At 71.3% G+C, this 13,225-nt stretch carries 12 protein-coding genes; 8 read left to right on the forward strand and 4 right to left on the reverse strand.

Going from position 1 to position 13,225, the window contains the following annotated elements; translation table 11 throughout:
- Nucleotides 1-151 precede the first annotated feature (151 nt).
- From ACBJ59_RS56610 to ACBJ59_RS56620, 3 genes are all read left to right on the forward strand, one after another.
- The gene (locus ACBJ59_RS56610; RefSeq protein WP_375118270.1) at nt 152-1,471 is read left to right on the forward strand and encodes a CHASE3 domain-containing protein; all 1,320 of its coding nucleotides are present in this window, start codon (nt 152-154) and stop codon (nt 1,469-1,471) included.
- Nucleotides 1,472-1,537: 66 nt separating this feature from the next.
- The gene (locus ACBJ59_RS56615) at nt 1,538-1,900 is read left to right on the forward strand and encodes a response regulator (protein ID WP_375118271.1); all 363 of its coding nucleotides are present in this window, start codon (nt 1,538-1,540) and stop codon (nt 1,898-1,900) included.
- Between the two features lie 175 nt (nt 1,901-2,075).
- Nucleotides 2,076-3,044 carry an alpha/beta hydrolase gene (locus ACBJ59_RS56620; RefSeq protein WP_375118272.1) on the forward strand — a complete coding sequence of 323 codons (969 nt, stop codon included), beginning with the start codon at nt 2,076-2,078 and terminating at the stop codon, nt 3,042-3,044.
- Nucleotides 3,045-3,088: 44 nt separating this feature from the next.
- Here the strand turns inward: ACBJ59_RS56620 and ACBJ59_RS56625 are convergent, their stop codons facing one another.
- Together ACBJ59_RS56625 and ACBJ59_RS56630 are read right to left on the reverse strand one after the other, a co-directional pair.
- Nucleotides 3,089-4,096, reverse strand: coding sequence for an aldo/keto reductase (locus tag ACBJ59_RS56625; RefSeq protein WP_375118273.1), 1,008 nt, complete (start codon nt 4,094-4,096; stop codon nt 3,089-3,091).
- Nucleotides 4,097-4,125: 29 nt separating this feature from the next.
- A complete protein-coding gene (locus tag ACBJ59_RS56630; RefSeq protein WP_375118282.1) occupies nt 4,126-4,431 on the reverse strand; it encodes an SDR family NAD(P)-dependent oxidoreductase in 306 nt (101 codons plus the stop codon).
- A 485-nt stretch (nt 4,432-4,916) separates the two neighbouring features.
- Between ACBJ59_RS56630 and ACBJ59_RS56635 the strand changes: the two genes are divergently transcribed.
- Genes ACBJ59_RS56635 through ACBJ59_RS56645 form a run of 3 tightly spaced genes read left to right on the forward strand, consistent with a single transcriptional unit; the run spans nt 4,917 to nt 7,640 of the window.
- The gene (locus ACBJ59_RS56635; RefSeq protein WP_375118274.1) at nt 4,917-5,948 is read left to right on the forward strand and encodes a DUF4331 family protein; all 1,032 of its coding nucleotides are present in this window, start codon (nt 4,917-4,919) and stop codon (nt 5,946-5,948) included.
- Nucleotides 5,949-5,969: 21 nt separating this feature from the next.
- Nucleotides 5,970-6,707: an SDR family oxidoreductase gene (locus ACBJ59_RS56640; RefSeq protein ID WP_375118275.1), complete on the forward strand. Its 738-nt coding sequence runs from the start codon at nt 5,970-5,972 to the stop codon at nt 6,705-6,707.
- Between the two features lie 30 nt (nt 6,708-6,737).
- The gene (locus ACBJ59_RS56645) at nt 6,738-7,640 is read left to right on the forward strand and encodes an SDR family oxidoreductase (protein ID WP_375118276.1); all 903 of its coding nucleotides are present in this window, start codon (nt 6,738-6,740) and stop codon (nt 7,638-7,640) included.
- Between the two features lie 37 nt (nt 7,641-7,677).
- Here ACBJ59_RS56645 and ACBJ59_RS56650 read toward each other — a convergent pair whose 3' ends face one another.
- Complete coding sequence (locus tag ACBJ59_RS56650; protein WP_375118277.1) at nt 7,678-8,337, reverse strand: response regulator; 660 nt, start codon at nt 8,335-8,337, stop codon at nt 7,678-7,680.
- 227 nt (nt 8,338-8,564) lie between these two features.
- Between ACBJ59_RS56650 and ACBJ59_RS56655 the strand changes: the two genes are divergently transcribed.
- Nucleotides 8,565-9,746 (forward strand): NAD(P)/FAD-dependent oxidoreductase, encoded by a 1,182-nt coding sequence (locus ACBJ59_RS56655; protein ID WP_375118278.1) that lies wholly within the window; start codon nt 8,565-8,567, stop codon nt 9,744-9,746.
- A gap of 351 nt (nt 9,747-10,097) precedes the next feature.
- On the opposite strand, the gene ACBJ59_RS56660 is transcribed toward ACBJ59_RS56655, so the two are convergent.
- A complete protein-coding gene (locus ACBJ59_RS56660) occupies nt 10,098-11,111 on the reverse strand; it encodes a zinc-binding dehydrogenase (RefSeq protein WP_375118279.1) in 1,014 nt (337 codons plus the stop codon).
- Between the two features lie 275 nt (nt 11,112-11,386).
- Between ACBJ59_RS56660 and ACBJ59_RS56665 the strand changes: the two genes are divergently transcribed.
- The gene (locus tag ACBJ59_RS56665; RefSeq protein ID WP_375118280.1) at nt 11,387-13,102 is read left to right on the forward strand and encodes an IlvD/Edd family dehydratase; all 1,716 of its coding nucleotides are present in this window, start codon (nt 11,387-11,389) and stop codon (nt 13,100-13,102) included.
- The last annotated feature ends 123 nt before the right edge of the window (nt 13,103-13,225 follow it).

Below are 13,225 nucleotides of genomic sequence, written 5' to 3' on the forward strand. Positions count from 1 at the left end.
GGTGCGAGCATCTGGTCCCAGCGCGGTGAACGGGCGGCCGACACCTATGATCCGTCTCTCCCCGAGATTCCCTGCCGCCGGTCGCGTCGCCGGACCCGTTCCTTGGCGAGGGCTGACACGCCTCACGATCGCGGCGAGCGCCCTGCTCGCCTTGTTGATCGGTGTCGCGTTCGCCGTCCTGATGTGGGCGATCGCCGATGCGAACAGCTCCACCTCGGCGAGACGCGCTTCCCGTTCGGCCCTGGTCGAAGCCGGCAACCTGGAACAGCTGGTCCTCGACCTCGAGACGGGCCAGCGCGGTTTTGTGATCACCAGGCGCGAGGAGTTCCTGGAGCCGTGGCACCAGGCGCGCAGGGAGCTCCCCGAGCAGGAGCGGAGGTTCACCGAGACGGCCACGTCCGCCGGTCAGCGGCGCATCGCCGAACAGATCAGGCAGGGCGTCACCTCTTTGGTGAACGACTACTCGGTCCCGCTGGTGGAGGCCGTACGGCGGGGTGATGCCACCGCCTCCGGCCTGGCGGCGACGGCCGAGGGCAAGCAGCGCGTCGACGCCCTGCGGGCCCAGTTCGACCAGTACACGGCGGACGAGCGCGCCGAGCTCGCCGCGCGCGAGGACGCCGCGGGGGCCAACGGGCGGCGGGCGGTGATCGCGGCAGGTGTGGGGCTGGCGGCGTCGACCGCGCTCGTGGCCGGGTTCACGGTGCTCCAGCACCGCGCCGTCGTGCGGCCCGTACGCGGGGTGGCGGCCGCGGCGGAGCGGCTCGCCGGCGGCGATCTCGGCGTGCGGATCGTCCCCAGCAGGGTGGCGGAGATCGGTGCGCTGGGCACGTCCTTCAACACCATGGCCGCCTCGTTGCAGGACAGCCGCAGACGCATCATGGAAAGCGTCGAGGCGGTACACCGGCGTACGGCCCGGGACCTGCACGACGGGGCGCAGCAACGGCTCGTCAGCCTGATGATCGGGCTCAGGCTGGCGCGGGAGCTGGTCCCCGAGACGGAATCGTCCGCCACCGAGCTGCTGGACCAGTCGATCGCCAACGCGCAGACGGCCATCGACGAGCTGAGGGAGCTCGCGAGGGGCATCTACCCGCTCGTGCTGACGGTGAAGGGCCTGGTGGCGGCGGTGCAGGAGCTGGCGTCCCGCTGCCCGGTACCGGCCGTGGTCGAGAGCAACCTCGGCGAGAGGGTTCCCGGCGCCGTCGAGTCGAACGCCTATTTCGTGGTGGCCGAGGCCGTGACGAACGCGGTCAAGCACGCCCAGGCGTCCCAGATCGACATCTCGCTCGAGCTCGGGGAGACCCTGCAGATCCGGGTCGTCGACGACGGTGTCGGTGGTGTGGGCGCCACCACGGCAGGCAGTGGCCTCACCGGGCTGGCCGACCGCGTGGCCGCCTTCGACGGCACGTTGACCATCGACTCGCCTCCCGGCGGCGGCACGACGATCCTGGCGCGGATCCCGATACCGGACTGAGTACTCTGGTGAACGTGGGGTTGGCCCCATGGCCTGCGAGTTGTCCCGTCGGAGAAGCTGGGTTCCGTGTCAGTCAACGTGGTGGTCGTCGACGACGACCCCGGATTCCGTCGCATCGCGAGGACCCTGCTGGCCGTACGAGGGCTGCAGGTCGTCGCCGAGTCGCCGGACGGCGCGTCGGCGGTCGCGGCGGTCCGGGAACACCGCCCTGACGGCGTGCTGCTCGATCTTCATCTTCCCGACGAGGACGGCCTCGCCGTCGCCCGGGCGCTCACGCGCGAGGTTCACCCGCTGCGGATCGTGCTGACCTCCACCGATCCCTGGGCATGGTCGGACGAGGAGCTCGCCGAGGCCGGAATCCTGCGCTTCGTGGCCAAGGACCGGCTGTTCGACACCGATCTGAGGGCCCTGTTCTCGCCTGCCGGATGAGGTGGCGCCGCGGCGCGACGTGGGGTTTTCCCGACGTACGGTCTTGGGACGGCCCACCCGGGCCCTGCGGGCGGCTCTACAGCCGCCGGGGCGGCCCGTGACCAGACTGGAGGGCGTCCAAGGGGGGGCCTCGCGAAGTCCCCCGTTCAGCCCTCGCCCCTCGCGGAGGAGCATCATGTCCGAGACGTTCACCCCGGTCACACCCGTGCTGGAGGAGGCCGCGGCGGCGTTCGCCGAGGCTACGTCGCAGCCGCCGTTCCTCTACCAGCTGCCCCCGGCCGAGGGCCGCAGGACGGTCGACGAGGTCCAGTCGGGGGAGATCGCGAAGCCCGCCGTGGACGAGGAGTGGATCACCGTGCCGGGCGGGCCGACGGGCAGCGTCCGCGCCCGCGTCGTCAGGCCCGCCGGGGTCGCCGGCACGCTCCCGGTCGTGCTCTACATCCACGGCGCGGGCTGGGTGTTCGGCAACGCCCACACCCACGACCGGCTCGTCCGCGAGCTCGCCGTGGGCATCGGCGCCGCCGTGGTCTTCCCCGAGTACGACCTGTCACCCGAGGCGCGCTACCCGGTCGCCATCGAGCAGAACTACACGGTGGCCCGCTGGGTGGTCACCGACGGCGCCGGCAAGGGCCTGGACGCCTCCCGTCTGGCCGTGGCGGGCGACTCGGTCGGCGGCAACATGACGGCCGCGATGACGTTGATGGCCAAGGAGCGCGGCGATGTGCCGCTGACGTTCCAGGTGCTGTTCTACCCGGTCACCGACGCGAACTTCGACACCGGCTCCTACCACCAGTTCGCCGAGGGGTACTTCCTGACCCGCGAGGCCATGAAGTGGTTCTGGGACCAGTACACGACCGACGAGAAGGAGCGCGCCCGGATCACGGCATCGCCGCTGCGCGCCACCGTCGAAGAACTCGCCGGGCTGCCGCCGGCGCTCGTCATCACCGGCGAGGCGGACGTCCTGCGCGACGAGGGCGAGGCGTACGCCGGCAAGCTGCGCCAGGCGGGCGTTCCCGTGACCGCCGTCCGCTACCAGGGCATCATCCACGACTTCGTCATGCTGAACGCCCTGCGCGGCACCCGCGCCGCCGACGCGGCGATCGGCCAGGCCATCGCCGCTCTGCGCGAGGCACTGGCCGTCTGAGCGGAAACCTGTGGCAGCGAGGACTCCTTCGCTGCCACAGGAGTTCAGCGTTCGCTGTCGAGGGTGGCCATGAGTGGAGCGGCGTAGCGCTCCCCCGCGGCGGAGCCGGCGGGCACGGCCGCTTCGATCTCGGCCCGGGACCCGGCGTCGAGCACGAGATCCACGACACCGAGGGACTCGGCGAGCCGTTCCCTGCGACGGGCTCCGATCAGGGGCACGATGTCGTCGCCCTGCGCGGCCACCCAGGCGATGGCGACCTGGCCGGTGGTCGCGCCCAGCCGCTCGGCGACCCGCCCCAGTGCCTCGACCAGGCGCAGGTTGGCCCGCAGGTTCTCACCCTGGAAGCGGGGACTGTGCGCGCGGAAGTCGCCGGCGTCCAGGTGCCGCGCGGCGGTCCAGTGGCCGCTGAGCAGACCACGGGAGAGCACGCCATAGGCGGTCAGGCCGATGCCGAGCTCGCGCAGGGCCGGGATGATCGAGGTCTCCGGGCCGCGGGACAGCAGGGAGTACTCGATCTGCAGGTCGCTGATGGGAGCGACGGCCGCGGCGCGGCGCAGGGTCCGCGCCCCGACCTCGGACAGGCCGATGTGCCGGATGAAGCCGGCCTGCCGCATCTCCTCCAACGCGCCGACGGTCTCCTCGACCGGGATGTCGGGGTTGAGGCGGGCCGGACGGTAGATGTCGATGTAGTCGGTGTTCAGGCGCCGCAGTGAGTAGGCCAGCCGGTCCTTGACGGCTGCCGGGGACACGTCGTAGGGAACGGGCTGGAAGCCGCCGTCGGGGGTGCGGCGGGAGCCGAACTTGACGCTCAGGACGATCTCGTCGCGCCTGCGCTCCTTCAGCGCACGTGCGATGAGCAGCTCGTTGGCGCCGGAGCCGTAGAAGTCGGCGGTGTCGACGAGGGTGAGACCGGCGTCGAACGCGGCGTGCAGGGTGGCGATGCTCTCGGCCTCGTCGGCCTGGCCGTACAGGTCCGACATGCCCATGGTGCCGAGGCCGATGAGCGATACCTCGGGGCCGGTGGTGCCGAGCTTGCGGGTACCGATGGTCATGGGATCCCTCCTGGGTTGAGGTGAAGGTGTCAGATGCGGTCGAGCAGGGCGGTGACGCCCATGCGGCGGGCCAGGCGGAGCCGCAGTTCCTGGGCGGCACCGTTGACGATCTCACCGCCGTGGTCGGACCCGTCGGCGACGGCGCGCCGGGTGGTGCCCGAGCCGATCCACAGCAGCGGCCGCGACTCCTGCCGGCGCATGACCGGCAGAACGGCCCGGTTCACCCGCAGGGCTCCGACGGCGTTGACGTCGAAGTCGCGCGACACCTCCTCGGGGCTGACCGCCTCGGTGACGCCGACCAGCAGGTGCGCGGCGTTGTGCACCACGACGTCCAGCCGCCGGCCCGCTTCTCAACGCGGGTAACCGCGTCCTGGGCGGACTGCTCCGGCAGCACGTCGAGCTCCACCACGGTCGGCGTCCCCGGTGCGGGCCAGGGAGATCGACGCGGGGGCCGCGATCCCGGTGCCGGCGCCGGTCAGCAGTACGCGGCTGAAAGATGTGGCGGTCATGGCTGAGCGTTTCAACGGGTGCCCTTCAACAGGTGCTCGTGGCGGTTGTCCGCCCCACCAGGCTCTCCGGCCGCCACGGCACACGGAATTGAGGACGCACCACGAAAGGGTCTGGGGATCTCCCCGCCCTGTGTGGGGTCAGCCCCACACAGGGTGCGGGCACGCCACAGCGAACGGTGTGCAGCCTGCTCAATAGCGGGCGGGGCACCGTCACGAAAAACTCGGTACCAGTTGGCGCAGCGGCCGGAGCCACCACCGGGCTCGCCGTCTGGCCGCCGCCCTCCCACCTGCATCGAAAGGGTCAGATTGCCATGTCCCACCACCTCGACTCGCCCTTGGCGCGCCAGGATCCCCGTCTCGACATAACCGACCAGTACGTCTTCCGCGGCGAGACCGGCACCGTGTTCGTGATGAACGTGAGCCACTCGCTGGCCGGCAACGTCACCCGTGGTTTCCACCCCGAGGCGCGCTACGAGTTCAAGATCGACGGCAACGGGGACGCCGTCGAGGACGTCACCTACAGGTTCACGTTCGGCGACCGTGACGCGGATGGGGAGCAGGCGTTCGAGCTGCGGCGCATCACCGGACCCGCGGCCCGTGACCTGTTCGGTTCCGGTCCGGTCGTCGCGCGGGGCACGACCGGCACGACGGTGGACGGCGGGCAGGGCCTGCGCGTATGGGCGGGCATGGCCGGGGACCCGTTCTGGATCGAGCCCGACGTGCTGCACGCGGTCGGCGCCGCCTTCGAGCACGGCACCAAGGTCGACCTGTCGGGCTGGGACCCCGCGACCGCGGTCAACCTGTTCGCCGGCCACACCGTGTACTCCATCGTGCTGGAACTCCCCCATGGCGAGCTGCGCCCGGTCTGCGGGGACGACGGGCGCATCGGGGTCTGGTCGCTGACCACGCTGGCCACCGACGCGGGCGGCTGGCGGCCGGTCAACCGGGCCGGTCTGCCGATGATCCATCCGCTGTTCACGCAGCTCGACGAGCATCTGGGCGATCATCTCAACGAGGGCCACCCCTCGGAGGACCGGCAGGTACACGGCAAGGCCATCGCCGACAAGGTCACGGGCGTGGTCCGCGCCTACGGGACCGCGGAGGACCCCGCCGCCTACGGCAGGGCTGTCGCCGCCAAGGTCTTCCCCAACGTGCTGCCGTACACGCTGGACACCTCCGCCTCGTTCGGCTTCGCCGGGTGGAACGGCCGTTCGCTGACCGACAACGCCCCCGACGTGATGTTCTCCTTCGCCGCCAACACACCCGTCGCGCTCGGCATCACCAAGGAATCCGTCACCGCCGCACCCCGGCGGACCTTCCCCTACGTGCCCTCGGCCCGCTGAACCCACGAAAGGCGTTTATCCATGACTGACACCATCGGCCGCGTGGCCCTGGTCACCGGCGGCTCCGGCGGCATCGGCCGCGTCGTCGCCGAACGCCTGGCCAGGGACGGCATGGCGATCGGCCTGCACTACGCGGGCAACAAGGACAGGGCCGAGGAGGCGGCCGCCGCGATCACCGCCGCGGGCGGCAGGGCGATCACCGTCAACGGCGACGTCGCGGACGAGATCGCCATGTCCGCCGCGTTCGACGCGGTCGAGCGGGAGTTCGGCGGCATCGACGTGGTCGTCAACACGGCGGGCATCATGCTGCTGTCGCCGATCGCGACGCTGGACCTCGGCGACCTGGACCGGATGCACCGCGCCAACATCCGCGGGACGTTCGTGGTGTCCCAGCAGGCCGCCCGCCGCCTGCGGCCGGGCGGCGCGATCATCAACTTCTCCACCTCGGTCACCCGCACCCAGTTCCCGGGCTACGGCGCCTACGCGGCGAGCAAGGCCGCGGTCGAGGGCATGACGCTGGTGCTGGCCCGCGAGCTGCGCGGCAGGGACATCACGGTCAACGCGGTCGCCCCCGGCCCGACCGCCACACCGCTGTTCCTCCAGGGCAAGGGCCAGGCCGAGATCGACGGCCTGGCCAAGGCCGCCCCGCTGGAGCGCCTGGGCACCCCCGACGACATCGCCGAATCCGTCGCCTTCCTCGCCGGCCCAGCGCGCTGGGTCAACGGCCAGGTCCTGTTCGCAAACGGCGGCCTCGCCTGACCTTCGCACACGTACGCAAAGGAGAACGTCATGAGCAACATCGTCCTGATCACCGGGGCCTCCAGCGGCTTCGGAGCCCTCACCGCCCGCGCTCTGGCCGACGCCGGCAACACCGTCTACGCCGGCATGCGGCAGACCGCCACCCGCAACGCGCCCCAGGTGGAGGCCGCCGCCGACTACGCCGTCCAGCACGACGTGGATCTGCGCGTCATCGAGCTCGACGTCAACTTCCAGGAATCCGTCAACGCCGCCGTCCATCAGGTCATCGCCACGCACGGCCGCATCGACGTCCTGATCCACAACGCCGGCCACATGGTCACCGGCCCGGCCGAGGCCTTCACCCCGGAGCAGCTCGCCGAGCTGTACGACGTGAACGTGCTGTCGACCCAGCGGGTCAACCGCGCCGCGCTGCCCTACCTGCGCGCGGCCGGCAGGGGCCTGGTGATCTGGGTCTCCAGTTCCAGCGTCAAGGGCGGGACCCCGCCCTATCTGGCGCCCTACTTCGCGGCCAAAGCCGCGATGGACTCCCTGGCCGTCAGCTATTCCGCCGAGCTGGCCCGCTGGGGGGTGGAGACCTCGATCGTGGTTCCCGGCTCGTTCACCAGCGGCACCAACCACTTCGCCCACTCCGGCCGTCCCGCCGACGAGGCGGTCGAGGCCGAGTACGAACGGAAGTACCCGCACCTGGTCGAGCAGGTCTCCCAGAAGCTCGCCGCCCTCGCCCCCGCGGGTGCCGACGCGTCCCTGGTCTCCAAGGAGATCGCGCGCATCGTCGCGCTTCCCGCCGGGCAGCGTCCCTACCGGGTCCACATCGACCCGGCCGACGACGGCTCGGAAGAGGTCTCCGCGGTCGCCGACCGCATCCGCGGCCGGTTCCTGTCGCGTGTCGGCCTCGGCGACCTGCTCACCGTCCAGTCCACCGTGAACGTCTGACGCCTCCGCTCACAAGGCGGCCCCGGCGGATCGGGGCTCAGCGCCGGAGATACCGCAGCACCGCCAGGACCCGGCGGTGCTGCGTGGAGTCCGTCTGCTGGAGACCGAGCTTCATGAAGATGCCGGTTACGTGCCGCTCGACGGCGGGGACGGTGACGAAGAGCTTCGCCGCGATCCCCCCGTTCGAGTGGCCTTCGGCCATCAGGGCGAGCACGTCCTTCTCCCGGGGGGTGAGCTCGCTCAGCGGATCGGCCTTGCGCCGCCGCTTCACCAGGCTCGAGATGACATCGGGGTCGAGCGCGGAGCCGCCGCTCACCACGCGTTCGACCGCGTCGGTGAGCACCTGCGCGCTGGCCACCTTCTCCTTCAGCAGGTAACCGACGCCGGCCGGATCGTCTCCCACGAGGTCGAGGGCGTAGGACGGGTCGAGGAACTGCGAGAGCACGATCACCGCCGTCTGCGGCCTCTCGGCCCTGATCTCGAGGGCGGCCCGCAGGCCGTCGTCGGTGAGCTGCGGCGGCATCCGGATGTCGGTGATGACGACGTCCGGCTGCTCGGCGGCGGCGGCCCGTACCAGCTCGACGGCGTCGCCCACGGACGCGACGACTTCGACGCCGGCCCGGGAGAGCATGGCGGCGACACCTTCGCGCACGATGGGTTGGTCTTCGCCGAGTACTGCCCGAAAACGTGCGCTCATGGGGGCATCCTAGCTACATGCCCCCGCATGTGCCCTTTTAGGCGGATACGGCGGGCCGTGGCCGACATCGTGCTCCACTTCCGATCGAACCGCATCCCGCGCGGGCCGAGATCGACTCGGCTTCTGCCGCCGCCGGACCATGGGTGACCCAGATCACACTCGTTGGCTGTCAGGGATCGCACGCCTGTCCGGTTCAGGAGGCGCAAGCAACCAGATAGGAGCGAGCCATGAAGCACCGCATCGTCGTCCTGGGAGCCGGGTACGCCGGAGCCAACACCGCCGGCCGCCTCGCCAGGCGGCTGCACCGCGACGACGTTGAGATCACCCTGGTCAACGGTGACCCGGAGTTCGTCGAACGGGTGCGCATGCACCAGCTCGCGAGCGGGCAGGACCTGCCGCCCCGCCCGCTGCGCGACCTCTACGCGGGCACCGGCGTACAGGTCCGGACCGCGCGGGTCACCGCTGTCGATGTGGAAGGCAAGACCGTCGATCTCGGCGGTGAGACCCTCGCCTATGACACCCTCGTGTACGCCCTGGGCAGCGCCATCGCCGATCACGGCGCCCCCGGTGTCGCGGAGCACGCCCACGACGTGGCCGGCAAGCAGTCCGCTCTCCGGCTGCGGGCGCGCCTGGGCGAGTTGGAGCCCGGTGGGACCGTACTGATCGTGGGCGGCGGCCTGACCGGCATCGAGACAGCCACCGAGATCGCCGAGGCCCACCCGGACCTGAAGGTCGCGATCGCCGCCCGCGGGCGCGTCGGCGGCTGGCTCAGCGACAAGGCGCAGCGTCACTTGCGCGGCGCCTTGGACCGGCTCGGCATCACGGTCCACGACCATGCCGACATCGCGCGCGTCGAAGCGAACGGCGTGGTCACCGGTGCCGGCGGGAAGATCGCGGCCCAGGTGACCGTGTGGACCGCGGGTTTCACCGTCCACCCGATCGCGGCCGCCACCACCCTTGAGGTGTCCGACAGCGGCCGGATCGTCGTCGACGCCGGCATGCGATCGGTCTCGCACCCCGACGTGTACGCCGTCGGCGACGCCGCCCTCGCCGAAGGAGCGGGTGGCAAGCCGCTGCGGATGTCCTGCGCCTCGGCGAACCCGATGGCGTGGCTGGCAGCCGACGTCATCGCCGCGCGCTTGACCGGTCGCGAGGTTCCTCAGACCACGATCGGCTACACCCTGCAGTGCATCAGCCTCGGACGCCGCGATGCCATCATCCAGCGCGTGACCCCCGACGATCAGGTCACGTCCACCGCCTTCACCGGCCGAACCGCCGCCCGCGTCAAGGAGATGATCTGCGCCGGCGCGGCCTGGAGCGTCTCCCACCCGACCCTGATGATGCCGAGCCGCCGCCGCCACCTCGCGGCCACCGACGCGGTGGAGAGCCGACTGCTCACCGGGTCATGACGAGGAGCGTTGCCGTCGTGGAGGTGCCGGGCGAGCGTGGTCGCTGGCTCGCCCGGCCGTACGAGCGAACCGCTCGGGCCGTCCCCTGCCGCTGAGCCCCCTTGGTGATCAGTTGTCGCTGCGTACGCGTGTCCGGCCCTCGACACGGCGCACCCCGAGCCTCGGTCCGCCCGGCGAGCTCCCGGAGGGTCCGCAGCGGGTCGCCTTCGCTGAAGGTGTGGTCCAGGTCGGGCCGTAGCGGCGGCGCGGGCGGAGACGGCAGGCGCCGGGTGACGGCGGAGGGCTCTACGGCCGGTGGGCAGCAGCGCGGCGACCTGCGGGGTCCGCCATATCGATCAGGTTCGTACCCTCCTATCGGCGCGGGTCGATGTGGATCTTCGGGCCCGGCCCGGCGCCGGACGGCCGCCGTCCGGCCAGGACGTCGGCGGTCTCGGCGAGGCCGACCGTGGCGGCCACGAGGGGGCGGGCGTCGACCGCGGCTTCGGCGTAGGCGGCGATGGTTCCCGCCAGGCCGGCCGAGCCGCCCAGGATGCCGACGGCGGTGACGTCCTTGAGCGCCTGGTCGCGGGTGTCGATCATGGACGGGGTGCCGGCCAGGCCGATGTAGACGACACGCCGGCCGGGTTCGACGAGGTCGAGCGCGAGGGCGGGCAGCCCGGGTGCGTTGGACGCGTCGATGACGGCATCCCAGGGCAGGGAAGGCAGTGACCCCCGGGTCCAGGCATCGGTGAAGCCCAGGCGTTCGGCCAGACGCAGGCCGTCGTTGTCGCGCCCCATCAAGTGGACCTCGGCTCCGTCGGCGCGAGCGAACAGGGCCGTGAGGAGGCCGATCGTGCCGGTGCCCAGGACCAGAAGCCGATCACCCGCCTCCAATCCCGCCGCGCGGACGGCCCGCAGAGCGTTACCCCCTGGTTCGACGAGCGCGCCGAGCGTGGGATCCACGGTGTCCGGGAGGTGGTGCAGGGCTGTGGCGGGCACCGCGATCTGCTCGGCGAGCGCGCCGGGGCGGCCCCGGCTGATGCCGATCTCGGCAAGCTCGGCGCACACGTGGTGACGGCCGGTCCGGCAGCGGTCGCAGTGACCGCAGCCGAGCATGGTGTCGCCGGTGACTCGCTGCCCGAGCCATGAAGGGCTCACGCCCTCGCTCACCGCGCTGACGCGCCCGCACCACTCGTGACCGGGACGGAGCGGGTACCAGGAGCGACCGGTGCGCAGGTAGCTCATCTCGCCGGTGAACAGCTCGACGTCCGTGCCGCACACGCCGACCCGCTCGATGTCCACGACCACTTCGCCCGGCGCGGCGACGGGCGCTTGGACCTCGTGGACCTCGGCTTCACCAGGGCCGGTCAGAACCAGGGCCCGCATCTATCGGGGTCCCACGACGTGCCGGCGCCCGCCGACGGCCTGGCCGGTCTCGCCGGGCGCGCCGATGCGCATGAGATACACGGGTGCCTCTCTCAGGAGGGGTTGGAGCGGCAGACCACCGCGCCGCCGGACATGTTCCGAAGGTTAGACCATCATTCCAGAAAACGGAAGTTTCCCGCTTTGGCGGTTCCGTGGCGGTGGCCCGTGGTCTACCCTTCTTTCTGGGTTTCATGAATCGAATCAAAGTTCCAATAATTGGAAAGATTGGTGGGCTCGTGGCGAGGAGCCGGAGCGCTCAGTGGTACGCGGGGAGTGACCGCAACGCCTACATCCATCGCGCGTGGATGCGGCGCGGGCTGCCGTCCGACGCCTTCGACGGCCGTCCGCACATCGCGATCGCCAACACCGCCTCCGACCTCACTCCCTGCAACATGCACCTCAACGAGGTCGCCGAGCATGTCAAGCGCGGCGTGTGGGAGGCGGGCGGCGTCCCGCTGAACCTGCCGGTGGTCTCCCTCGGCGAGACGAACGTCCGCCCCACCGCGATGCTCTGGCGCAACATGGCCGCGATGGCCGTCGAGGAGATGCTGCGGGCCAATCCCATCGACGGCGTGGTGCTGCTCGGCGGCTGCGACAAGACCATCCCCGCCCTGCTCATGGCCGCCGCCTCGGTCGATCTGCCCGCGGTCGTCGTCCCGGGCGGGCCGATGATCACCGGAACCTTCCGCGGCTCCCCACTCGGCTGCGGGACCGACGTGTGGAAACTGAGCGAGGAAGTCCGCGCCGGCACGCTCAGTGGCGAGGCGTTCCTGCGCTCGGAGTCGTCGATGATCCGCGGCAAGGGCCACTGCAACACGATGGGCACCGCCTCCACCATGGGCCTGCTCGCCGAGGTGCTCGGCATGACCCTGCCCGGCCTGGCCGGCACCCCTGCCCCCGACAGCCGCCTGCTCGAAGGCGCCCACGAGACCGGCCGCCTCATCGTCGAGATGATCTCCACCGGCCGCCGCCCCTCGACCGTCATGACGCGCGGCTCGTTCCTCAACGCCATCGTCGCGCTGGCCGCGCTCGGCGGCTCCACCAATGCCGTCGTCCACCTGCTGGCCATCGCCGGACGGCTCGGCGTCGAGCTGACCCAGGACGACTTCGACCGCACCGGCTCCGGCGTACCCCTGCTGGTCGACCTGCAGCCCGCCGGCCGCTACCTGATGGACGACCTGTACCGGGCCGGCGGCCTGCACGCCGTCCTCAACGAGCTCGTGGACCTGCTCGACCCGGAAGCGATCACCGTCACCGGCCGCCCGCTGATCGACCACCTCCACGACGCGGCGGTCCACGACCGCGAGGTCATCCGGTCGCGGCACCAGCCGCTGCAGCGGGATGCCGGCATCGCCGTCCTCTACGGCGACCTCGCCCCCGACGGCGCCGTCATCAAACCCGCCGCCGCCTCGCCCCACCTGCTCCAGCACCGCGGGCCCGCCGTCGTGTTCGACTCCGTCGAGGACCTGCACGCCCGGCTCGACGACCCCGACCTGGAGGTGACCGCCGACTCGGTGCTGATCCTGCGCGGCTGCGGCCCCAAGGGCTACCCCGGCATGCCCGAGGTGTCCAACCTGCCGCTGCCGCCCAAGCTGCTCGCCCAGGGCGTACGCGACATGGTGCGCATCTGCGACGGACGGATGAGCGGCACCGCCTACGGCACCGTCGTCCTGCACGTCGCCCCCGAAGCCGCCGCCGGCGGACCCCTAGGGCTCGTGCGCACCGGCGACATGGTCATTCTGGACGTCGAGAACCGCCGCCTCGACATCGACCTCCCTGCCGACGAACTCGCCGCCCGCCGGCCGTCCCCGAAGATGGCCGAAGCGTTCGCCCGCCCCTCCCGCGGCTGGCAGCGCCTCTACGTCGAGACCGTACGGCAGGCCGACACCGGCGCCGACCTCGACTTCCTCGTCGGCTCCAGCGGCGACCACGTGCCGCGCGAATCCCACTGAAAGACATCCCAGGAGCTTTAGTTGTCAAGCAGCAAGCGATTCGGCGTGATGCGACCAGGCGGTTGCCTCGTCGTAGAGGGCGCCGGTCTTGAGGCAGCCGTGCAGGATGCCGACGAGCCGGTT

Source organism: Nonomuraea sp. MTCD27 (assembly GCF_041950495.1).
Lineage (GTDB): Bacteria > Actinomycetota > Actinomycetes > Streptosporangiales > Streptosporangiaceae > Nonomuraea.